This is a genomic window from Streptomyces sp. NPDC029041 (genome assembly GCF_040637515.1).
Taxonomy (GTDB): Bacteria; Actinomycetota; Actinomycetes; order Streptomycetales; family Streptomycetaceae; genus Streptomyces.
In genome coordinates, this window is record NZ_JBEZWO010000007.1 from 57,144 (window position 1) to 78,146 (window position 21,003).

At 73.0% G+C, this 21,003-nt stretch carries 20 protein-coding genes; 8 read left to right on the plus strand and 12 right to left on the minus strand.

The window, feature by feature from the left end; genetic code table 11:
- Window positions 1-53 precede the first annotated feature (53 nt).
- The 6 genes from AB0F04_RS18900 to AB0F04_RS18925 all read left to right on the plus strand — a co-directional run bounded on the left by AB0F04_RS18900 (window position 54) and on the right by AB0F04_RS18925 (window position 7,840).
- Entirely contained in the window at window positions 54-1,910 is a 1,857-nt protein-coding gene (locus AB0F04_RS18900; protein WP_362042915.1) for an HSP90 family protein, read from the plus strand.
- A 2-nt stretch (window positions 1,911-1,912) separates the two neighbouring features.
- Window positions 1,913-4,852, plus strand: coding sequence for a hypothetical protein (locus tag AB0F04_RS18905; RefSeq protein WP_362042917.1), 2,940 nt, complete (start codon window positions 1,913-1,915; stop codon window positions 4,850-4,852).
- A gap of 54 nt (window positions 4,853-4,906) precedes the next feature.
- On the plus strand, window positions 4,907-5,437 hold the full coding sequence (locus tag AB0F04_RS18910) for a GNAT family protein (protein WP_362042919.1): 531 nt from the start codon (window positions 4,907-4,909) through the stop codon (window positions 5,435-5,437).
- A gap of 26 nt (window positions 5,438-5,463) precedes the next feature.
- Entirely contained in the window at window positions 5,464-5,964 is a 501-nt protein-coding gene (locus tag AB0F04_RS18915) for a hypothetical protein (protein ID WP_362042921.1), read from the plus strand.
- A gap of 1 nt (window position 5,965) precedes the next feature.
- Window positions 5,966-6,511: a kinase gene (locus AB0F04_RS18920; RefSeq protein WP_362042923.1), complete on the plus strand. Its 546-nt coding sequence runs from the start codon at window positions 5,966-5,968 to the stop codon at window positions 6,509-6,511.
- 147 nt (window positions 6,512-6,658) lie between these two features.
- The gene (locus AB0F04_RS18925) at window positions 6,659-7,840 is read left to right on the plus strand and encodes an aromatic ring-hydroxylating dioxygenase subunit alpha (protein ID WP_362042925.1); all 1,182 of its coding nucleotides are present in this window, start codon (window positions 6,659-6,661) and stop codon (window positions 7,838-7,840) included.
- A gap of 31 nt (window positions 7,841-7,871) precedes the next feature.
- On the opposite strand, the gene AB0F04_RS18930 is transcribed toward AB0F04_RS18925, so the two are convergent.
- Entirely contained in the window at window positions 7,872-8,711 is an 840-nt protein-coding gene (locus AB0F04_RS18930) for an alpha/beta hydrolase (RefSeq protein WP_362042926.1), read from the minus strand.
- Between the two features lie 64 nt (window positions 8,712-8,775).
- Here AB0F04_RS18930 and AB0F04_RS18935 point away from each other — a divergent pair, with 64 nt between their 5' ends.
- Window positions 8,776-9,255, plus strand: a complete 480-nt coding sequence (locus AB0F04_RS18935) for a MarR family transcriptional regulator (RefSeq protein ID WP_362042927.1) — start codon at window positions 8,776-8,778, stop codon at window positions 9,253-9,255.
- Window positions 9,256-9,327: 72 nt separating this feature from the next.
- Here the strand turns inward: AB0F04_RS18935 and AB0F04_RS18940 are convergent, their stop codons facing one another.
- From AB0F04_RS18940 to proP, 3 genes are all read right to left on the minus strand, one after another.
- The gene (locus AB0F04_RS18940) at window positions 9,328-9,636 is read right to left on the minus strand and encodes a hypothetical protein (protein ID WP_362042929.1); all 309 of its coding nucleotides are present in this window, start codon (window positions 9,634-9,636) and stop codon (window positions 9,328-9,330) included.
- A 6-nt stretch (window positions 9,637-9,642) separates the two neighbouring features.
- Window positions 9,643-10,056, minus strand: a complete 414-nt coding sequence (locus tag AB0F04_RS18945) for an SRPBCC family protein (RefSeq protein WP_362042931.1) — start codon at window positions 10,054-10,056, stop codon at window positions 9,643-9,645.
- 131 nt (window positions 10,057-10,187) lie between these two features.
- A complete protein-coding gene (proP, locus tag AB0F04_RS18950; RefSeq protein ID WP_362042932.1) occupies window positions 10,188-11,684 on the minus strand; it encodes a glycine betaine/L-proline transporter ProP in 1,497 nt (498 codons plus the stop codon).
- A 233-nt stretch (window positions 11,685-11,917) separates the two neighbouring features.
- Between proP and AB0F04_RS18955 the strand changes: the two genes are divergently transcribed.
- Window positions 11,918-13,432: an MFS transporter gene (locus AB0F04_RS18955; protein ID WP_362042934.1), complete on the plus strand. Its 1,515-nt coding sequence runs from the start codon at window positions 11,918-11,920 to the stop codon at window positions 13,430-13,432.
- Window positions 13,433-13,570: 138 nt separating this feature from the next.
- On the opposite strand, the gene AB0F04_RS18960 is transcribed toward AB0F04_RS18955, so the two are convergent.
- The 8 genes from AB0F04_RS18960 to cbiQ all read right to left on the minus strand — a co-directional run bounded on the left by AB0F04_RS18960 (window position 13,571) and on the right by cbiQ (window position 21,001).
- Window positions 13,571-14,092, minus strand: coding sequence for an amidohydrolase family protein (locus AB0F04_RS18960; RefSeq protein ID WP_362042936.1), 522 nt, complete (start codon window positions 14,090-14,092; stop codon window positions 13,571-13,573).
- Window positions 14,032-15,846 (minus strand): ABC transporter ATP-binding protein, encoded by a 1,815-nt coding sequence (locus AB0F04_RS18965; protein WP_362042937.1) that lies wholly within the window; start codon window positions 15,844-15,846, stop codon window positions 14,032-14,034. Before AB0F04_RS18965 ends, AB0F04_RS18960 begins: the two co-directional genes overlap by 61 nt.
- Window positions 15,847-16,137: 291 nt before the next feature.
- Entirely contained in the window at window positions 16,138-16,470 is a 333-nt protein-coding gene (locus AB0F04_RS18970) for an STAS domain-containing protein (protein WP_362042939.1), read from the minus strand.
- Window positions 16,467-17,789 (minus strand): SpoIIE family protein phosphatase, encoded by a 1,323-nt coding sequence (locus tag AB0F04_RS18975; protein WP_362043516.1) that lies wholly within the window; start codon window positions 17,787-17,789, stop codon window positions 16,467-16,469. The genes AB0F04_RS18970 and AB0F04_RS18975 overlap by 4 nt, the downstream gene beginning before the upstream one ends.
- Entirely contained in the window at window positions 17,789-18,595 is an 807-nt protein-coding gene (locus AB0F04_RS18980) for an alpha/beta hydrolase (protein ID WP_362043517.1), read from the minus strand. Before AB0F04_RS18980 ends, AB0F04_RS18975 begins: the two co-directional genes overlap by 1 nt.
- 73 nt (window positions 18,596-18,668) lie before the next feature.
- Window positions 18,669-19,325 carry a maleylpyruvate isomerase N-terminal domain-containing protein gene (locus AB0F04_RS18985; RefSeq protein ID WP_362042941.1) on the minus strand — a complete coding sequence of 219 codons (657 nt, stop codon included), beginning with the start codon at window positions 19,323-19,325 and terminating at the stop codon, window positions 18,669-18,671.
- 75 nt (window positions 19,326-19,400) lie between these two features.
- On the minus strand, window positions 19,401-20,255 hold the full coding sequence (locus AB0F04_RS18990; protein ID WP_362042943.1) for an ATP-binding cassette domain-containing protein: 855 nt from the start codon (window positions 20,253-20,255) through the stop codon (window positions 19,401-19,403).
- Window positions 20,252-21,001: a cobalt ECF transporter T component CbiQ gene (gene cbiQ, locus AB0F04_RS18995; RefSeq protein ID WP_362042945.1), complete on the minus strand. Its 750-nt coding sequence runs from the start codon at window positions 20,999-21,001 to the stop codon at window positions 20,252-20,254. The genes AB0F04_RS18990 and cbiQ overlap by 4 nt, the downstream gene beginning before the upstream one ends.
- Window positions 21,002-21,003 lie beyond the last annotated feature (2 nt).

The window sequence follows — 21,003 nt, forward strand, 5'->3', positions numbered from 1 at the left end:
CCGGTCCGCGGACCATCGCCCACCCCGCCGTTCACACCACCCCGGACTGCCCCATGCCCCTGCGTCACCACCCCACCGACCACGCCGCCACCGACCGCACCTTCCAGGTGGATCTGCGCGGCCTCGTCGATCTCCTCTCCCACCACCTCTATTCCAGTCCCCGCGTCTACCTGCGCGAACTGATGCAGAACGCGGTGGACGCCCTGACCGCCCGGCACGCCCTCGAACCCGCCGCCCCCGTCGGCGCCTTCGGCGTACGCCTGCACGCCGACGGCTCGGTGGTACGCGTCGAGGACGACGGCGTCGGCCTCACCGAGGCCGACGTGCACGGCTTCCTCGCCACCATCGGCCGCAGCAGCAAGCGCGCCGACCGCCTCGCAGAGCAACGGGGCGACTTCATCGGCCAGTTCGGCATCGGCCTGCTCTCCTGCTTCCTGGTCGCGGACGAGATCCACGTCCTGAGCCGCTCCGCCCGCACCCCCGACGCACCCGCCGTGGAGTGGCGCGGGCGCGGCGACGGCAGCTACACCGTCCGCACCCTGCCCGCATCCGCCCGCCCCCGGCCCGGCACCACCGTCACCCTGACGCCCCGCGCCGACGCGGGGGAGTGGACCCGGCCGGCGCAGGTGCACGCCCTGGCCCGCCACTTCGGATCCCTGCTGCGCCACCCGGTCACCTTCGACGACGGCACAGGCGGCTCCGACCGCTCCGGCACGTCCGTCAATCCCGAACCCGCCCCCTGGAGCCGTACGTACCCCACACCGGGAGCCCGCTCCCGGGCCCTGGCCGCCTACGGTGAGGAGGCCTTCGGCTTCAAGCCGCTGGACACCATCGAGCTGGACCTGCCGGCCGTGGGCCTGAAGGGCATCGCCTGCGTCCTGCCCGAGACCGTGCCGGCCGGGCGCCGCCACGGCCACCGCGTGCACGTCAAGGGCATGCTGCTGTCCGAGCAGGCCGAGGAGATCCTGCCCGACTGGGCGTTCTTCGTCCGCTGTGTCGTCGACGCCGAAAGCCTGCGCCCGACCGCCTCCCGCGAGTCCCTCTACGAGGACGCCACCCTCGCCGCCGTCCGCGACGCCCTCGCCGAGCGGCTGCGCGACTGGATCGCCCGGACCGCCGCCGGCGATCCGGACCTGCTCGGCCGCTTCCTCCAGGCACACCACCTGGCAGCGAAGTCCCTCGCGGTGCACGACGACGAGATCCTGCGGATGCTGCTGCCCTGGCTGCCGTTCGAGACGACCGACGGGCACTGCACCCTCGACGAGTTCGCCCGCACCCACCGCACCGTGCTGGTGACGTCCAGCGTGGAGGAGTTCCGGCAAGTCGCCGCGATCGCCTCGGCCGCCGGGCTCGGCGTCGTCAACGGCGGCTACACCTACGACCGCGAACTGGTCCACCGGCTGCCCGAGATCAGGCCCGAAGCCACGGTCGCCGACCTCGACCCGGCGGCCCTCACCGCCCACCTCGACCCCGTCGACCGGGAGACCGAGCTCGCCGCCGCGGCCTACCTCGCGCAGGCCCGCGACGCCCTGGCCGTCTTCGACTGCGACGTCGCGCTGCGCACCTTCCAGCCCGTCTCCGCGCCGGCCCTCCTCATCGACAGCCGTGAGGCCCGGCACGAACGCACCCGCTCCCAGCTCGCCCGTGAGCAGGAGGGCGGCCTGTGGGGCGACATCCTCGGCGCCCTGCGCCACGAGGTACCGCGGGCCCAGCTGATTCTCAACCAGCTCAACCCGCTGGTGCGCACCGCCGTCGCCATCGACGAGCCCGAGCTGGCCCGCACCAGCGCCGAAGCCCTCTACGGACAGGCCGCGATGCTGTCCCGGCGCCCGCTGCGGCCCGCCGAATCGAGCCTCATCAACCGCTCCTTCCTCGACCTGCTCGCCCACGCCCTCCGCAAGGACAGCTGACGATGCCCACCGCACCCCACCCCCAGACCACCGACGAGCTGTACCAGGCGCTCCAGGAGAACGACCGGCGCCCCTACGGCCGCACCCGCACCGTCACCGCCGAGGAACTCGTCGACGCCGCCGAGCAGTTCGAGGACCCCGTCCCGCTCGTCCGTGCCCTCCTCGAACTCCAGGAGGCGTACACCTACGGCTCCGAGCCCCGGAAGTCGCCGGTCGTCTTCGCGCGACTGCTCACCCTCTTCGACGAGCAGCCCGACGTGTTCGACGAGCGCCTGCGCCACATGCTGTTCTGGCGGTTCAAGTGGGTGTCCAACGCCCTGCGCGCCCTGCCCGAGATACCGCTGGCCAGCCTGCGCCAGTGGCTGACCGAGATGCGCGACCGCTACGAGAAGGCCGGCCTCGGCCTCCAGCCCTACTACGGGGAGGCGTACCAGCTCGCCGCCCACGTCGGTGAGGACACCACCCTCGCCTACGAGTTGTGGGCGGCCCGTACCCGCACCCGGCTCAGCGACTGCGAGGCCTGTGAGATCTGCCGACGCGCCCGCCACCACCTCACCGCGGGCGACGACGAGCGGGCCCTGCGCGCCTGGGAGCCCGTCCTGGCAGGCCAGGAGTCCTGCCAGGAGGAGCCCGCCCGCTCCCTGTCGTACGCGCTGCTGCCCCTGCTGCGCACGGGCCGCGCCGAGCGGGCCCGCGAACTCCACCTCGCCGGTTACCGCGGCTGCCGCCGCAACCCCTCCATGGCCGGGGAGGTCGGCAGGCACCTGGAGTTCTGCGCGCTGACCGGCAACGAGGCCCGCGGCCTGGAGCTGCTCGCCGAGAACCGGAACCTCTTCGACGAGGTCGACTCGCCGCTCGACCAGCTCGACTTCCTCACCGGCGTGGAGGTCCTCCTCCAGCGCGTCGAACTGCTCGGCCACGGCGAGCTGCCCGCCGCCGGATACACCGGCCGCACCTGGACCGCCGCCGGCCTGCGCGCCGAGGTGCGCAGCCGTGCCGACGACCTCGCCGCCCGCTTCGACGCCCGCAACGCAACCACGGCCCACACCGACCGCCGCAGGGACCGCCTGGACCGCGCCCCGCTCCTGGACACCCTGGAGCTGACCCTGCGCACCCGCAGCCTCGACGACGTGACCCCGGCCGCCCCCGCTGCCCCGACGGCCCCCCGCCCGGCCCCGGCCGTCCCCGAATCGATCACCGAACTCATTCTGCGTACAAGGGCGTTGACCGAGCAGGGTCACCCGGACGCCCGGGCCTGCTGGGCGCGGCTGCGCACCCTCGTCACCGCCCGCGACTACACCCACCCCGACGACCCGGCCGTGGGACCGGTCGTCCGGCTGCGCGCCGACCTGCTGGCCGAAGAGGCGAACCGGGCGCACGAGAAGGACCGGTTCACCGACGCCGCCGCCCTGAACGAGGAAGCCGCGGCCCTGTACGACGACGCCGGCGCGCCGGGCGACGCCGCGATCACCCGGGCCGGCGTCCTGCTCGCGAACGCCGAGATCCTCGCGGAGGGCGCCGACGGACCGCAGGCCAGGGCCACCGCCCTCACCGACGCCCACGCAGTCATGGTCCGCACGCACGAGGAGACGCCCGGCCTCACCCCGCACCAGGAGGCACGCCTGCTGCGGCTGCGGGCGAGCGCGCTCGCCCTGCGTCTGCAGACGACCCGGAGCCAGGAGCACATCGCGCCGGTCTTCGCCGAGGCGGACCTGCTCAGCGCGTTCGCCGCCCGGCACGACATCGCCGGGCAGATCTCGAGCGCACACATGCTGCGGGTCACCACCCACGCCCTCTCCGGCGACCTGCCCGCCGCGGTCACCGAGGCCGACGCCCTCCTGGACCGGCTGAAGGCCCACGGCCCCGCCTGGCACCTGCCCCGCACGCTCGGACTGCGCGGCCGGCTCCGGCTCGTCCTCCAGGACCCCCAGGCCGCGTACAACGATCTGGCGGAGGGACTGCGCCTGGCCGCCGACTGGCCGGCCGAGGCGGTCGGCACCACCCGTCTGCACACCGACCTGGCCGAGGCCTGCATGCATCTGGGCCGGCCCGAGGAGGCGCTGCGGCACCTGACGCGCGCGGCGGAGCTGGACCTGCGGCACGGCAGCCGGACCGACGCGTACTGCACCTACAGCAACGCCGCCCAGCTCAGCCTCGACCTGGGCCGCGTCGAGGACTGCATCGCGCTGCTCGACTCCCTGCTGGCCGAACCGGACGTGGCCGCCGGAGAGCTGGACGACCGGCTCGTGGCCCAGCTGCGTCTGACCCGCGCCCGAGCACTGCACACGGGGGACGACCTCAAGGCCGCCACGGCGGAGTTCGTCGCGCTCGCGGCCGAGTCGGCCGGCTGGGACGACGACCCGGGCAGCCACGCCATGATCGCCGCGGAGACGGCCGTACTCCTCGCCGAGTCCGGTGAGTTCGGCCGGGCCCACGAGGCCGCCGGCCAGGCGCTCGCCGCCCACGCGGAGGACCCGCGCTACGAGTACCTCAGCAACTCCCTGCGGGAACTCGCCCGTCTGCAGGCGCAGCAGCAGGGCGCGGACGGACTGGCCGACTCCCTGGCCGTCCTCGCCGACGCCGGCCGGATCGCCGAGGAGGCCCGCGCCGCCGGCTACGAGGCCCACGGCCGCTCCCTGGACACGGCCCTGGCCTACGAGTACGGGCGGGTCAACGCCTACGCCGGCGCGTACGAGGACGCCCTGGCGGCGCTGGACAAGGCACTCACCCTGCTCGGCGAGCCGGGGCGGGACGACGACCGGGCCGGCGAATGGGCCGAGTGCGTGCGCCTCGCGGGTGTCGTGGAGGGTCTCTACCTGGAGCGTCCCGCCCCCGCCCTGACCCGGCTGGACGCGGCCGTCGTCCGCCTGACCGCCCTGGGCCACGCCGAGGAGACGGAGCCGCTGACCTCCCTGGCGGCCCGGCTGCGCGACGAGGAGTGAGGACCTGTTGATATTCGCTGGTCGCGGGCCCGATGCGGCGCAGATACTGACGCGGTGGATCCAGTGACACTTGAGACCGGGCGTCTGCTGCTGAGGGCCTTCGAGCCGGGAGATGTGGACGCGGTGCACGACGCCTGCCAGGACGAGGACATCCAGTTCTACACGCCGGTGCCCGTGCCCTTCCGGCGGCAGGACGCCGAGAAGAGGGTCCTTCAGGAGTGGCCCGAGGGCTGGGCCACCGACAAGGACTACGTCCTCGGGGCGTTCCGCAAGGACAATGCGGCTCTCGTCGGCTCGTACTGCCTGACCAAGGTGAGCGCGGGCGTCTACGAGCTCGGCTACTGGGCGGTCAGGGAGCAGCGCGGCCGGGGCTATTCGGCCGAGGCCGCGCGGGCGCTGTGCGACTGGGGGTGGACCGCACTCGACGTTCATCGCATCGAATGGTGGGCCATGACCGGCAACACCGGATCGCGTGCCGTCGCCGAGAGCCTGGGCTTCACCGTCGAAGGGACGCTGCGCAACCGCGTCATCGCCAACGACGGCAAGCCGCACGACTGGTGGGTCGGCGGACTGGTACGGGCCTGATGGAGCGCACCGGGGGACGGGGGACCATGGGACGCGGTCTGCGAGTGGGCCTGCTGATGGCGTGCGTCCCGGGCCTGCCGTGGGCCGCACTCGCGCTGGGGGTGGCCCTGGTCGAGTTCGTCCGCGGAGGGGACACCCGGCTCGCCGCCCGCGATCTGCGCTACGGCGTGCTGCTCACCGGAGGAAGTCTGCTGGCCGGTGTGCTGATGGGTCTGGTCCTCGCCGGCGGGCTGGCCCTCGCGGCCCGTGTCCTCACCCGCCGGTGGGGCCTCACCCTCGTCGGAGCACTGCTCGGAGCGCTCGTCTTCACCGTCGAGTTCCCGGTCGTCGCGATCGGCACGGACGGGGCCTTCGCCCAGCTCGGCACCACCTTCCTCGCATGGCCGTTCATGACGGCGGTGGCGGCACTGCACAGCACGGACATCGCGGGCCGCACCCGCAGGCGCACCTGGCTGTGGGCACCGGGCCGCAGGCCGGCACCGGTGGCCGTCGGCCCAGTGCCCGAACCCCGCCAGGGCCCCTCGTAGGGTGCCCTCCGTGAGAGTGGGGACCGAACAGACCCGGCTGGTCGTGCTGCGGGGCAACAGCGGGGCGGGGAAGTCGTCCGTCGCGGCCGGGGTGCGCGAGAGGTTCGGGCGGGGGCTGGCGCTGGTCGGGCAGGACAACCTGCGCCGTGTCGTGCTCCGGGAGAGGGACCGGCCCGGCGCGGCGAACATCGGTCTGATCGACCTGACGGCCCGCTACGCCCTCGACGCCGGGTACCACGTCGTGGTCGAGGGGATCCTGTACGCCGACCGCTACGGCGAGATGCTCACCCGGCTGCGCGCCGACCACCGCGGCCCGACCCACGGGTACTACCTGCACGTGCCGTTCGAGCAGACCCTCGTCCGTCATGCCACCAAGCCGATCGCGAACGAGATCGGCGAGTCGCGGCTGCGCGCGTGGTACCGGGAACTGGACCTGCTGCCCGGCGGCGTGGAAACGGTCATCGGTGCCGAGAGCACCCTGCGGCAGACCGTGGACCGCATCATGCTCGAAACGGGCCTGGCCGGTCTGCCCGAGAACGACCTCTAGCCGCGCCCTCACCCGTCCGTACGCGCCGGGCAGGGCGTGGGCGGTGCGGCGCGGTGAGACTGGGCCGTGCCGGGCGCCCGCACCGGCAGCCCGGTGCTGCCCGACGGGACGTGCGGCTGTCGCTGCCCGTACGCGCGAGGGAGAGGTATGACCGAGACCGACGAGGCCGGGGCCTTCCCCGCCGGGGCCGCGTGGCCGGCGGCCCACCGTGACTCGGGTACGGGCCCGGTGGACCTCCGGCGCGTCGGGGCGAACCCGGACTTCTGGTATCCCGTCGCCCTGTCGAAGGACGTGCGGCGCGAACGGGCCTTCGCGGCGACGTTCGCCGGGGAGCGCATCGCGCTGTACCGCGGGCAGAGCGGCACCGTGTACGCACTGGAGGACCGGTGTGCCCACCGGCAGGTGCCGCTGAGCATGGGCGTCGTGGAGGGCGAGACCCTCCGCTGCTGCTATCACGCCTGGGCCTATCGCGGCGACGGACGCATCTCGCAGATCCCCTACCTCGCCAAGGGCGACGGCCGGCCCCCGCGCGGCGTGCGCGGCTACCCCGTGCGCGAGGCCTACGGCCTGGTCTTCGTGTTCCCCGGCGACCCGGAGAAGGCGGCCGCCGCACCGCTGCCCGACCTGCCGGCGTTCGCCTCGCCTCGGTACAGGACGATGACCTACTCCCGGACCGTGCGCTGCCACTACTCGTTCATGCACGAGAACCTGCTCGACATGAACCACCAGTTCCTGCACCGGGGCGTGGTCGGACGACTCCACCCGGAGCTGCTCGACTCCCGCACCGACGAGCGGTCGGTTGAGGCCAGGTACCTCTTCAGCCACGCCGGGGGCAAGCGCAACCGCGGGGCCGGCCTGCTGGCCGCCGAGGGGATCGGGGGCAGCGACTCCCGCGACGTCATGACGATCCGCACCGAGTACCCGTACCAGACCCTCGACCTGGTCCCCGAGAATGCCGAGCGGCCGGCCTTCCGCCTCTGGGTCGCCTACGTGCCCGAGGACGCCGAGCAGCGCCGGTGCCGCACCTTCGGACTGCTCATGATCGAGAAGCCGCGGATTCCCGGCGCCCTGCGGTTGGCCTGGCCCCTCATCAGGCGCTTCACCGAGCGGGTCTTCGCCGAGGACCGGATGGCCGTCGAGGCCGAGCAGCGGGCCTGGGACGAGCAGGGCGAGGACCGCAATCGCGAGGTGTTCTCCCTGATCCTGGACGTCCGCGAGGTGCTGCGCACCAACGGCGTCCCCCTCCGCCCCCGGGCCGCCGCCTGCGGTGCCGCCTCGGTGTGCACCGGGCAGGACCGCGATCCGGCGGCGGTGCCGGACACTCCTTAGGGGCGGACCCGCGGCCCGTCGGGGCAGGGGTTCAGGCGAAGAACTCCCGCAGCAGCCGGCTGACTTCGGCCGGTTGCTCGGTGGGCAGGGAGTGGTGGGAGGCACCGGACAGGGTGACGACGCGCGCCGAGGGCAGGAGCCGGCGTGCGGCGGCCGCCGCACGCCGCGGATCGTGGGCGCGGCTGCGTTCCGCCAGGAGCACCAGGGTCGGTACGGTGCATGCCGCGAGTTCCGGAGCCCTGGGCCGCCGCATGGCCACGACCTTCGACCGGCGGGCGGTGGCGGTGCTCCCCAGGAATGCGTGCCACACCGGATCCTCGGGGTCACGGCCGGTCTCCCACCGGTGGAAGGAGTGCACCCGCTCGGCGCTGGGCCTCAGCAGCATGGGCAGGGCGCGGGCGAGGTAGCGCGGGCTCATGCCGGTGAAGCAGTTGACCGGGTCGAGCAGCGCCAGCCTGCCGAGCCGATGGGGCGCGTGCAGTGCGTAGCGCAGGGCGATCCAGGCGCCGTAGGAGTGACCGCACAGGTGCGCGCCGTCGAGGTTCAGCGCGTCGAAGAGGGCGTCGAGCCAGGCCGTCAGGTCCGCCGCGCCGCGTAGCGGTGCCCCGTCGTGAATGCTGCGGCCGATGTCGCCCATGAGGTCGACGGCGTGGATGCGGTGGGCCGGGGCCAGGGCGCCGGCGGTGGCGAACCAGGCGGCCGAGGTGGCTCCGCCGCCGGGCAGCAGGACCAGCGGGGTGCCGTCCTCGCGCCCGCTGACCTGGACCCGGGTGGTGCCGTAGGGGGTGGGGACGTCGACGCCGTGCAGCTTTCCCGGCCACCGTCGCAAGACGTCGTCGTACGCCCTGAAGAACCCTGCCGTGTCATCCATGTCCCCGCCCCGTACGACTCGTTCACCGATACTCTCGACGAACGAGATATTAGGGGAGTGAAGCATGGACGACCAGGATCCCGGTCTGCGACTGGTGCATCTGCTGCGGGCGGTGACGCTGGAACTGGACCTGTTCGCGGCCGAGTTCGCAGGCCGCAACGGGCTCCATCCCACCGATGTAAGGGCGTTGATCCATCTGCTCGACGCCGGCCGCGAGGGCGTGCGGGCCACCCCGGGGTGGCTGGGCGCGCAACTGGGGGTGAACTCGGCGTCGACCACGGCCCTGGTCGACCGGCTGGAGCGTCTGCACCTGGTGCGCCGGGAACGGGACACCGAGGACCGGCGGCGCGTGCTGCTGGTCGTGCGGGACGAGGCCGTCCGGCTGGGCTGGTCCTTCTTCGGGCCGCTGATCCACGAAATGGTCGCCGCGATGCGGTCCTTCGACGAAGCGGAACTGGCCGTGGTCAGACGTTTCCTGCTGGCCATGCGGGACGTCGCCGCGGCCGGGCGACATGCCCAGCGGGAGGGCTCCGCGGGAGAGTGACGTCACGCCTCGGCATGCCGGCCGCGCCCTCGTCCCTGCGGGTGATGCCGAGGGCCGTGAACCACGACCGGCTCACGGGCGAGGGTTGGTGCGGTGCCGGCGCGGGCGGGCGTCCGGGCCTCGGCGCCCCGCCACCGACGCGCAACGCGGGCACAGGCGCCGCACCCGGTCGGCGGCGCCGCCGGACTCCGGGAAGGCGTCCGGCCAGCCCACGTGCGGGAAGCGGACCAGCCGGGAACGGCTGAGGGACAGGCCGCAGACCGTCTCGTTGCGGCCCGGCTCCCAGGCGTGCACCTCACCCGACGGCAGCCGCCGCCGCCCCTCCTCCTCGTCGGTCCACTGCCCGGACGCCGCCACCGCGTACTGCTTCACGCGTGCCACGACGGGTCAGCCCGCCGTGTGGTCGACGCGCAGCCGCACCTGCTCCTCCAGCCGTCGCAGGCTGTTGTCCAGGGCGTCGGCGGCGGCCCGCTCGCCCGGATCGTGGCCGTCGTCGAAGAACGACAGGTGCACGGTCACCTCGCTGGTTCCGCCGTCGAGCCCGGCGACCTGCAGCCAGCCCGCGTAGCCGCCCTGCTCACGGGTGCCCCATTCGAGCCGCATCTGCTCCGGCCGGGCGCGCAGCACGGCGTCGGTGTCCTCGTCGGTGCGGTCCTCGTGCACGGTGACGGCCGGCGGTTCCCCGGCCTCCACGTGCAGCGCCTCCGGCAGCCAGCTGTCCAGCCGCCCGACGTTCGCTGCCTGGTCGAAGACGTGCTCGGGCTGTGCGGGCATCGTGCGGGAACGCTCGTACTCGGTCATCGCCTTACCGGCCTCGCCTCGGGGGTCGTAGCGCGCACCGTGTTCCCGCTCTGCCCGGGCCCAACCGCTGAAGGCCCCGCCCGCACGCTCGCGGACGGGGCCCTTCGCATCGGCCGGAACCCGGTCTTGGGTCAGAACCGGGGCTGAGGGGACTGCGCCTGGACGAGTTCCTCCGCCTCCGCCTGCGTCTCCACGGACGGCGGGGAGCCGGCCAGAGGCTGGTTGGCGGTCTCGCGCATGCACAGCACGGCGATGACACCGATGGCCGCGGCGCCCATGGCGTAGTACGCCGGCATCAGCGTCGAGCCGAAGGCTCCGATCAGCGCGGTGATCACCAGCGGTGTCGTTCCGCCGAAGATCGAGGTGGCCAGGTTGTAGGCCACCGAGAGCGACCCGTAGCGCACCTGCGTGGGAAAGATCGCCGGGAGCGCCGCCGACATGGTGCCGAGCATCGCCACCAGGGAGAGCCCCATCAGCAGCAGGCCCAGGGTGATCAGGACGACGCTGCCCTGCCGGATGAGCAGGAACGACGGCAGGGAGAGGAAGAGGAACCCGAGCATCCCCGCCATCAGCAGCGGCTTGCGCCCGAAGCGGTCCGACAGCCGCCCCACGTAGTTGATGACGCACATCTGCAGCACCATCACGACGAGCAGGATCAACAGCCCGTGGTTGGTGCCGTAGCCCAGCTCCTCGGACAGATAGGTCGGCATGTACGACAGCAGCATGTAGTCGGTGATGTTGTACGCCGCGACCAGGGCGAGGCACAGCAGCAGCGGCCGCCAGTACCGGGTGAAGATCTTGCCGAGGTCGGCGGCCGCCGAGGTCTCCACCGCGTCGGCCGCCTCGCTCGCCTTGGCCTGGCCGCCCTCCAGCTTCTGGAAGGCGGGCGTCTCGTCCAGCTTGAGCCGCAGGTAGAGGCCGATGAGGCCGAGCGGGGCCGCGACGAGGAACGGCACGCGCCAGCCCCACGACAGCATCTGATCGTCGCTGAGGAGCATCTGCAGGACGACCACGAGACCGGAGGCACCGACGTAACCGGCGAGCGTGCCGAGCTCCAGGAAGCTGCCGAAGAAGCCGCGCCGTTTGTCGGGCGCGTACTCCGCGATGAACGTCGAGGCGCCCCCGTACTCCCCGCCGGTCGAGAAGCCCTGCACCAGCCTGAAGAAGATCAGCAGGGCCGGGGCCCACAGACCGATCGCGGCGTGCGAGGGGACCAGACCGATCGCGAAGGTCCCCACCGCCATCATGATCATGGTGAGGGAGAGGATGCGCTTGCGCCCGACCTTGTCGCCGAGCGGCCCGAAGACCATGCCTCCCAGCGGACGCACCAGGAACGCCACCGCGAAGGTCGCGAAGGAGCCGAGCAGCTGGGCGGTGTCGTTGGTGGAAGGGAAGAAGACCCGCCCGATGGTCGACGCCAGATAGCTGTAGATGCCGAAGTCGTACCACTCCATCGCGTTGCCGAGGGCGGCGGCCTTGGTGGCGCGCTTGACCGCCGCATCGTCGGTCACCGTGATGTCGCTGCGGCGCAGCTTCGGGTTGCGTCGTTTCTCGATCGCCCGGAACAGCACCCGGTGCCGTCTCACCGCCGCGGGATCCACCGACTCGTCGTTGTCGGTCTCCGCCATCACGTGGTTCCTTTCGCCGTTCGCATTCCCAAGGACCACGCCTGCACAGTTCTCGCGCGATCAAACAACCCCGTTCGCACGGCGTCCGGTTGATCACGAAACGTGATGCACGGGTGCTCAGGGTGAGAGGCGGGCCGCCGCGCCGTCCGGGAGGATGCGAGGGGCGGGGGTGTGCCCGTGCCCCGGCGGGGGAACTTGAGTCGCCGGGTGCGTTCCTGGTGAGAGGAGCCCAAGTGACGGCGTCAGCGGCGGGCGGCCACGACCAGGGTGCGCGGGAGGACGGGTACGACCCCGACCCCAAACGGTGGCGGGCCCTGTGGGTCACACTGGTGGCCGGCTTCATGAGCCTGCTGGACGTGTCGATCGTGGCCGTCGCGCTGCCCACGATCCAGCAGCAGCTGCACGCCTCCGCGGCCGAGGTCCAGTGGGTGGTGTCCGGCTACGCCCTCTCCTTCGGACTCGCCCTCGTCACCGCCGGCCGCCTCGGCGACGCCCTGGACCGGCGTCGTATCTTCCTCATCGCCCTGAGCGGTTTCGTGCTCTTCAGCGCGGCCTGCGGAGCGGCTCCGAGCATCACCCTGCTGGTCGTGGCCCGCCTGGCACAGGGACTGGCCGCCGGCTTCATGGCACCGCAGAACTCCGCACTCATCCAGCAGATGTTCCGCGGCGGCGAACGCGGCCGCGCCTTCGGCTTCTTCGGCGCCACCGTCGGCATCTCCTCCGCTGTCGGCCCCCTGACCGGCGGCCTGATCCTCGCCCTGGCCGAAGGCGACCAGGGCTGGCGGTGGATCTTCTACGTCAACGTGCCCATCGGCATCCTCGCGGTTCTGCTCGGCCGCCGCCTGCTGCCCCGCACCCGGCGTTCCGGCCGGGAACACGTCGACCTGCCCGGAGTCCTGCTGCTGGGTCTCGGCGTCCTCGCGCTCATGTACCCCCTGGTCCAGGCGGAGACCGGCGGCCTCGCCCGGCTGTGGTGGATGTTCCTCGCCGGTGCCGGGCTGCTCTTCGTCTTCACCCGGTGGCAGCGCCGGCTGCTGGACCGCGGTACCCAGCCGCTGCTCGATCCGCGGCTGTTCACCACCGTGCGCGGCTATGCCGTCGGCGCGGGCGTCGGCACGCTCTACTTCATCGGCTTCAGCGGCGTCTGGCTGGTCTTCGCCCTCTTCTACCAGCACGGCCTGGGCTTCTCGCCGCTCGAGTCGGGCCTCGCGGTGACGCCCTTCGCCCTCGGCTCGGCCCTCGCGGCCGCGGTGTCCGGGCGACTGGTGGACCGGCTCGGCCGGCTGCTCACCGTGGGCGGGCTCACGGGCGTGATCCTCGGGCTGGGCGGCACCGCGCTGCTGTTGCGCTTCGCGCCCCTCGACATCGCGCCCTGGATCGCCGCCCCGGTCCTCTTCCTCGGTGGAGTGGGCGGCGGGTGCGTGATCTCCCCCAACATCACCATGACGCTCCGCGACGTGCCCGTGCACATGGCGGGCGCGGCCGGCGGCGCCCTGCAGACCGGCCAGCGCCTCGGTGCCGCCGTGGGCACCGCCGCCCTGCCCGGTCTCTACTACCTGGTCCTCGGCGCCAGGAGCGACGACTACCGTGGTGCCCTCTTCCTCGCCATGGCCGCCGGGATCGTCGGCATGGCCGCGTCCCTGGCCCTCGCGGCCTACGACTGGCGCCGCGACCGACGGGCCCCTCAGGCGCACCGCCCGTGCCCCGACGATGTCGCCCACAACCCCGTGCACGCCCGGCAGAGCTGAGTTCCAGGCGTTCACGAGGGCTGTGTCCGCATCTGCCGCCGGGCGGGCGGGCCGTCGTGCGGCTCCCCGCGTGACGCGCCGAGGGCGCTGGTCGTCGTGAGGACGCCAGGACCGGCAGCGCGAGCGGCTCGACCACGCTCAGGCGGCGGCGTGCACCCGCCGGCCCTCGACGAAGGTCTCCAGGACCCGGGTGGCGGCGATCTCCTGCGGCGGACCCGCGAACGGATCGCGGTCGAGGACGACCAGGTCGGCCGCCTTGCCGACGGCGATGCTGCCGGTGATGCCGTCGAGGTGGTTCACATGGGCGCTGCCCGCCGTGCAGGCGGCGAGGGCGGTGCCCAGGTCGAGGCGCTGCTCCGGGAAGAAGGGCGGGGTGTCCGCGGGCGCCTCGGGGGAGATCCGGTTGACGGCGACATGGATGGCCTGGAGCGGGTCGGGGCTGCTACCAGGACCTCGATCCGGCGACGTACCCGTCCCTGACAGCGGCTCGCCCGGAGCTGCCCGCCATGGCGGACAGCTCCTTCGAGCCGGCGGTGGACCTCCTCCTGGAGGCCCTGGCAGCCCGGGCTCGGGCCCTGAGGCGCGGGTGAGCGAGCGCGCTACAGCACGTCGGCCCGCCCGGAGGTGTCGTCGAGGAAGCCGCCCGACTGGTGCTGCCACAGCTTCGCGTAGGCACCGTCCACCGCGAGCAACTCCTGGTGCGTGCCCTGCTCGATGATCCGGCCGCGGTCGAGGACGACGAGCTGGTCCATGCCCGCGACCGTGCTCAGCCGGTGCGCCACCACCAGCGCGGTCCGCCCCTCCATGAGCCGCCACAGCGCCTCCTGGATCAGCAGTTCGCTCTCGGAGTCCAGGGCGCTGGTCGCCTCGTCGAGCAGCAGGATCGGCGCGTCCCGCAGGATGGCCCGCGCGAGAGCGACCCGCTGGCGCTGCCCGCCGGACAGCTTGACGCCCCGCTCGCCCACCATGGTGTCGAAGCCGTCGGGCAGCGCCTCGGCGAACTCGGTGACGTGGGCCGCCCCGGCCGCCCGGAGGATCTCGGCGTCGGTGGCCTCCGGCCGTGCGAAGGCGATGTTGTCCCGCAGGCTGCGGTGGAACATCGCCGGGTCCTGCGGCACGTACGCGATCCGTCCGCGCAGCTCCGCCTGGCGCACCCGGCTGATGTCCTGGCCGCCGATCAGGATGCGGCCGTCGTCGATGTCGGTCATCCGCAGCAGCAGCCGGGTGAGCGAGGTCTTGCCGCCGCCGGACCGGCCCACGAGGCCGATCTTCGCCCCGCTCGGCACGGCCAGGTCGAGTCCCTCGAACAGCGGCCGGCCACCCCGGTGGGCGAAGGTCACCTTCTCGAAGCGGACGTCGGCGGCCCGGGACCGCAGCGGCTCCGGGTCCGGCGGGTCGAGCACGGTCGGCGGCGTCAGCAGCAGCTCGGTGAACTGCGCGGCCTCCGTCATCGAGCTCTCCAGCCGACGGTAGATCTGGTTGAACTCGAACATGATCCGGGTCGCGTTGGTGTAGTAGGCGAAGGCGACCACGACCGCCTCCACCCCGTGCGTGCCGCCGCCCAGCGTCACCGCGAGGAGCAGTCCCATCGCGTTGGTGAGCACGGACATCGGCGCGACCAGCGTGTCGATGCGCAGATTGCCGTAGTCCCACGACCGAATGGTGAGCCGGCGGGACGTCGCGACCCGGGAGCGGTGCTCGGCGGCCTCGCGCCCCTCCGCGGCGAACGCACGCACCGTGTCCATGTTCATCAGGCTGTCGGCGACATGACCCGACACCCGGGCGATCGCCTCCTCACGCCGGTCCACGAGTGCCTGGCGGCGCCGGACGAGCGGCACGACCAGCACCGCCGTCAGCGCGATCATCGCCAGCAGGCCGACGACGAGCAGCGGTTCGTAGCGCCACAGCACCACCGCGCCGAACACCAGCGGCACGAAGCTCCCCACGACCTGGAAGGTCAGCGTGTCGACGAACTGCTCGAACCGGGAGGCGAAGCTGAGGACCCGCTTGGTCAGCGAACCGGCGAAGTTGTCGTGGAAGAACGCGGCGTCCTTGGCGAACAGTTCGTCCATCCCGATCACGTACAGGTGCTCGATGCCCAGGGCGTCGAGACGGCTGAGGCAGTGCAGGGCGACGCGCCACAGTGCCTCCGCGACCAGCAGGACCGCGGCGAAGCCGAGCACGTACGGCAGCGCCGAGCCGGCCGTGACGTCCTTGTTCCCGGCGATGTCCGCGACGAGCTTGGCGACGATCAGCGGCGCGACGTAGTTGATTCCGATGTTGCCCAGCGCCGAGAGCAGCATCGTGGGTGCCGTCCACCGGCGCAGCCGGGACAGCTCCCGTCCGTAATAGCGAAGTGCGAGAAGCACCGAGCGCCTGCCCGGTAATGCCCTGTGTGTTTCCGGCGTTTCCATCCCACCCCTGTGTCGTTCTGTGGCCGTCCGCCGCGCCGCGCGTGCGGGCAGGGGCCATCGCCGCAACGGATGTGTGAGGTATCGGGTCGAGTCCGGAAGTGTCCCGCGATGCCGGCCGCGCAGTCCAAGCGTTTTCCGGCCGGGCGGAGGTGTGCGGGGAGCGCCAGGAGGCGCGGCGGCCGGGAGCCCGTACGCCGGGGCGAGGCAGCAGAGCCCTCCGGGACGAGGGGGCCGCCGCCTGCCGGGAAGCACCTCAAGCCGGTGTCCGTCCTCCCCGCCCTCCCGTACGGCTCATGACGCGGCGCTGGAGTCCGGGCGCAGGGTGAAGACCTGGTCGAGACCGACGAGGGTGAGGACGCGCAGCAGGTTCGCCGGTACGGCGGCCAGGGCGATGTCGGCGTGGGCGGCCAGGGCGTGCTGGCGGGCGGCGAGCAGGGCGGTGATGCCCGAGGAGTCGCAGAACGAGAGGCCCGACAGGTCCAGGACCAGGCACTGCCCCGGCGACAGGGGCAGCTGGTCGAGCCATCCGCGCAGCACGGGGGCCTGGTCGAAGTCCAGGTCGCCGGCCACGAACAGAACCGGTCCCTTGGTGGTGTCGAGCTGTCTGATGGTGAGCGCGTTCATGAGGTGTGACTCGTTGCCGGGGCCGATGCGGAAGGGGTGGCGGGAACGCCGAGGGCGAGCAGAGCGGTGTCGTCGTCGAGCCCGTCGCCGAAGCTCTCGAGCAGCCCGGTGAGGGCGGTGATCACCGCGTGCGGTGCTGCGGGAGCGTGCTCGGTGGCGAAGGCGCGCAGGGCGTCCTCGCCGTACAGGTCGTCGCGGCCGGGACCGGTGCGGGCCTCGGTGAGGCCGTCGGTGTACAGCACGAGCGTGTCACCGGGCGCCAGGACGGTCTCGGCCGTGCCGATCGGCGCGCCGGGGACGACGCCGATGAGCAGGCCGCCGGGGGTGGGCAGGAACTCGGCTCGGCCGTCCGCCCGCAGGACGAGGGCCGGTGGGTGGCCGCCGGAGGCGAGGCGCACCAGGGCGCTGCCGTGTTCACCGCCCGGCTCGACCGTCCCGACGATGCAGGTGCAGTACCGGGGGTTGCCGTCGCCGGTGTACCGCTCGTGCAGGACGGCGTTCAGCGTGCTCAGCGCCGAGGCCGGATCCGGGTCGTGGTGGGCGGCGGCACGCAGGGTGTAGCGGGTCAGCGAGGTGAGGGACGCGGCCTCGGGGCCCTTGCCGCACACGTCGCCGAGGAAGAACGCCCACCGGCCGCCGGCCACGGGGAACAGGTCGTAGAAGTCGCCGCCGAGCTGGTCCGGGGACGCCGTGTGGTAGTGCACGGACGTCTCCAGGCCCGGCACGGCGGGCAGCGAATCCGGCACGAGGGAGCGCTGCAGGACGGCGAGGGCGTGGGCCAGCCTGGCCCGGTCGGCCTCGGCCTGTCGGCGGGCCTCGTCCGCCTCGGCGCGGGCCCGCTCGGCATCCTGGCGCCGGCGCAGGAGCTCCTTCTCGTAGGCGCGGCGGTCCGAGGCGTCGAAGACGGTGATCCGGTTCAGCAGGGGTTCGCCCTCGGTGCCGCACTTGACCACGGCGGAGACCAGCACCGGCAGCGGGCCGCCCTCCTGGCGCCGCATGTCCAGGGCTATGCCCCGCACCTCGCCCTGCATGCGCAGCAGCGGAGCGAAGTGCGTCTCGTGGTACAGCTTCCCGCCGACGGTGAGCAGGTCCGCGAAGCGCTTGCGGCCCGCGACGGCCCCACGGTCCAGGCCGAGCCAGTCCAGCAGCGTCGTGTTGATCTTGGCGATGGTGCCGTCCATCATCGTGGACAGGTAGCCGCAGGGGGCGGACTCGTACAAATCCTCCGCGCTGTCCTCCAGCAGCGCGGTGAACGCCGCCGCCGTGCTCGCCTCGTCCCCCGTCCCGGTGGGCTCCGGCACGCCGCCCGTGCGGCACATCACTTCCGGGACTCGAGGAAGTCGAGGATCGCCGCCGTGGTGGCCTGCGGTGCGCTGAGCTGCGGGCAGTGCCCGGTGGCGTCGAGCGTGACCAGTCGGGAGGCGGGGATCGCCGCGTGCACCCAGGCGCCGACCTCGCGGGGCGCGATGGCGTCCTGCTCGCACTCCAGTACGAGGGTGGGTACGGACACGCCCTTCAGGTCCTCGCGGCTGTCGGTGAGGAAGGTCGTGCGGGCGAAGACCCTGGCGATGTCGGGGTCGGTGGCGCAGAAGCTGTTGGTGAGTTCCTGGCCCAGCTCCGGACGGTCCGGGTTGCCCATGATCACCGGAGCCATGGCGGACGACCAGCCCAGGTAGTTCGCCTCCAGGGAGGCGAGCAGCTCGTCGATGTCCTCCGTGCTGAAGCCGCCGCGGTAGCCCTCGTCGTCGATGTAGCAGGGCGAGGGGGTCACCATCACGAGCGCCCCGATCCGCTCCGGCGCGGCCTGCGCCGCCAGTACGCCGACCATGGCACTGACCGAGTGCCCGACGAAGACCGCGTGCCGCAGGTCCAGCTCCTCGCAGACGTCGACCACGTCAGCGGCGTAGCCCTGGAGCGAGGAGTACCGCTCCTCGCTCCAGGCCGCGAGGTCCGAGCCGCCGGAGCCGACGTAGTCGAACAGCACCACCCGGTAGCGCTCGGCAAGCGCCGGCACCACCAGCCGCCACATGTTCTGGTCGCAGCCGAACCCGTGGGCCAGGAGCAGCACCGGCGCGCCGTCGGGCCCGGGGATGACGTTGACGTTGTTCCTGCGGCGGATGTCCATGGCGGCCATGGTCGCACCCGGGCCGCAGCGGTCCGACGGCGGCCCCGCGGGCCACGGTTTCGCGCCCGCGAAGTCAGCCCAGGTACAGGGGCACCCTGGAGGCCAGATCGCCGAGCCCGGCCTGCTCCGCCTCGGTCGGCGCACGCCGCCCGGTGCCGATCAGCAGTGCGTCCACATCGGTGCAGGCGGACGGGAACGGGCTCCCCGCGATCCGCTCCAGCATGTCCCGGGACCGGGCGAGCCCCTCCGCGGGCGGGGGCTTCGCGCCCGGGAGGTGGGCGACCAGGTCGAGGTGGTGCAGCGTCCACTCCATGACATAGGCGGAGAGGAAGTCGCCCACGGTGAGGATCTCGTCACGGGTGCCGACCCGGCCGGCCGGATCGGCGAGCAGGGCCGCGCGCCCGGCGGCGGAGCCCACGTCGTCCAGATGGAACTTCAGCAGGCCCGGATCCTCGTACGCGGCGGCCAGCCGGACGGTCAGGGCGTCGAGCGGGTCGTCGCCGGTCGGCGGCGTGTCCGAGACGTCCCAGTAGGTCAGCGCGTCACGGGTCGGTTCGCGGTCGGCGGGGGTGGCCAGGGTGATCAGGACGTCCTGGGCGTCCACGATCAGATGGCACACCAGGTCCCGTACCAGCCAGCCCGTACAGCCGGAGGGCCGCCCGAAGTCCTCGTCGGAGAGAGCGGCCACCGCCGCGCGCAGCGCCGTCCAGGTGCGGGAGAACAGATCCACCCCGGCAACGTAGTGCCGCGCGGCGGCGCCGGACAAGCGCGTTTCGGCCGGCCCGGCCCACCGCCGGGAGGGCCCTCACCCTCCGGGCGCCCCCAGCCGCCCTCCCACGAGCCCGGCGAGCTCGTCCGGTGTACGCGGACCCGGCTCCGTTTCCGTCACCAGGCCCTGGAACCGCAGGAGTTCCGTCACCGCCGCACCCCACGGCAGACGCAGCCCCGCCTCGCGCAGGAGATCCGTGCGGCCCAGTGCCGTGGCCGCGGGCCCGGTGCGGACACCGGACGGCGTGAGGAGCGCGGCGTCGTCGGCCCAGCGCAGGGCGAGATCGACGTCGTGGGTGGCCATCACCACCGTGGTGCCGGCGGCACGGAGCCCGTCGAGAGTGGTGAGGAGCCGCTCCTGGCCGTCGGGGTCGAGTCCGGCCGTGGGCTCGTCCAGGACGAGGACGCGCGGCCGCATGGCGACCGCACCCGCGATGGCCGTGCGTTTGCGCTGTCCGTAGGAGAGCAGATGGGTCGGCCGGTCGGCCAGGGCCGTGATGTCCAGGGCCGCCAGCGCCTCCGCCACCCGCGCCCGTACCTGCGTGTCGTCCAGACCGAGGTTCAGCGGCCCGAACGACACGTCCTGCTCGACGGACGCCGCGAACAACTGGTCGTCGGGGTCCTGCACCACCAGCTGCACGGTCGTCCGCAGCCGGGTCAGCCCCTTGCGGTCGTACGCCACCGGCTGGCCCTCGACCGTCAGCCGCCCCTCGTGCGGCTTCAGGCCGCCGCTGAGCAGCCGCATCAGTGTGGTCTTGCCGCTGCCGTTGCGGCCGAGCAGCGCCAGCGCCCGCCCCTCGCGGATCTCGAAGTCGAGGCCACTGAGCACGGTCGGGCCGTCCTCGTAGGCGAAGGACGCGCCCCGCAGGGCGACGAGGGCGGGCTCGCTCATGTCAGCGGCCTTTCCAGTGCGAAGGTGAGGACGGCCAGCGCGACGAGCAGCGCGCAACTGGCCGCCGTGAAGCGGACGGAGACCCGGGCCTCGGGCACCAGGACCCGCAGGGTGCCGTCGTAGCCGCGCCCGGCGAGCCCGGCCTGGAGCCGGCCGGCCCGGTCGAAGGCCCGGACGAACGCGGTGGCGCCGAGCCCGGCCAGGGAACGCCACTGAGCGCCCCGGCTGGTGTGCCCGAGCCGGGCCGCCTGGGCCTCCCGGATGCGCCGCATGGAGTCCAGCAGCAGGAAGCTCATCCGGTACGTCACGAGCGCGACGTCGACGACCGCAGCCGGGATCCGGGCCCGGACCAGTCGGGGCAGCAGGTCGGACATGGGCGTGGTGAAGGCGAACAGCAGCACGCCCAGGGAGGCCGCAGAGGTCCGCAGCAGCAACTCCGCGGCCCGCACCGGCCCGTCGCCGGCGAGGGAGACGAACCCCTTCGGCCCGCCCACCTGGACGAGCAGCGTGAGCGCGCCGGTGACGCAGAAGCCCAGCGGCACCCGGTAGGCCCGCCACAGCCGCCGCCCGGGCACACCGGCCGGACCCAGCAGCACCAGCAGGGCCGTCAGGAGCACCAGGGCCGCGCCCGGCCAGGGCGGCAGGGAGATCGCGAGCACGGTGAGACCGAGCCCGAGCACGGCCTTGTCCACGGGATGGCGGCGGCGCCAGCGACTGCTGTGCGCCGCCGCGTCGATCGGCAGCACCC

Excerpts from the sequence above, each read along its gene's own strand:
- AB0F04_RS18900 (WP_362042915.1), top strand. The coding sequence starts at position 54 with ATGCCCCTGCGTCACCACCCCACCGACCACGCCGCCACCGACCGCACC.
- AB0F04_RS18905 (WP_362042917.1), top strand. The coding sequence starts at position 1,913 with ATGCCCACCGCACCCCACCCCCAGACCACCGACGAGCTGTACCAGGCG.
- AB0F04_RS18915 (WP_362042921.1), top strand. The coding sequence starts at position 5,464 with ATGGGACGCGGTCTGCGAGTGGGCCTGCTGATGGCGTGCGTCCCGGGC.
- AB0F04_RS18925 (WP_362042925.1), top strand. The coding sequence starts at position 6,659 with ATGACCGAGACCGACGAGGCCGGGGCCTTCCCCGCCGGGGCCGCGTGG.
- AB0F04_RS18930 (WP_362042926.1), bottom strand. The coding sequence starts at position 8,711 with ATGGATGACACGGCAGGGTTCTTCAGGGCGTACGACGACGTCTTGCGA.
- AB0F04_RS18935 (WP_362042927.1), top strand. The coding sequence starts at position 8,776 with ATGGACGACCAGGATCCCGGTCTGCGACTGGTGCATCTGCTGCGGGCG.
- AB0F04_RS18945 (WP_362042931.1), bottom strand. The coding sequence starts at position 10,056 with ATGACCGAGTACGAGCGTTCCCGCACGATGCCCGCACAGCCCGAGCAC.
- proP (WP_362042932.1), bottom strand. The coding sequence starts at position 11,684 with ATGGCGGAGACCGACAACGACGAGTCGGTGGATCCCGCGGCGGTGAGA.
- AB0F04_RS18965 (WP_362042937.1), bottom strand. The coding sequence starts at position 15,846 with ATGGAAACGCCGGAAACACACAGGGCATTACCGGGCAGGCGCTCGGTG.
- AB0F04_RS18970 (WP_362042939.1), bottom strand. The coding sequence starts at position 16,470 with ATGAACGCGCTCACCATCAGACAGCTCGACACCACCAAGGGACCGGTT.
- AB0F04_RS18975 (WP_362043516.1), bottom strand. The coding sequence starts at position 17,789 with ATGTGCCGCACGGGCGGCGTGCCGGAGCCCACCGGGACGGGGGACGAG.
- AB0F04_RS18980 (WP_362043517.1), bottom strand. The coding sequence starts at position 18,595 with ATGGACATCCGCCGCAGGAACAACGTCAACGTCATCCCCGGGCCCGAC.
- AB0F04_RS18990 (WP_362042943.1), bottom strand. The coding sequence starts at position 20,255 with ATGAGCGAGCCCGCCCTCGTCGCCCTGCGGGGCGCGTCCTTCGCCTAC.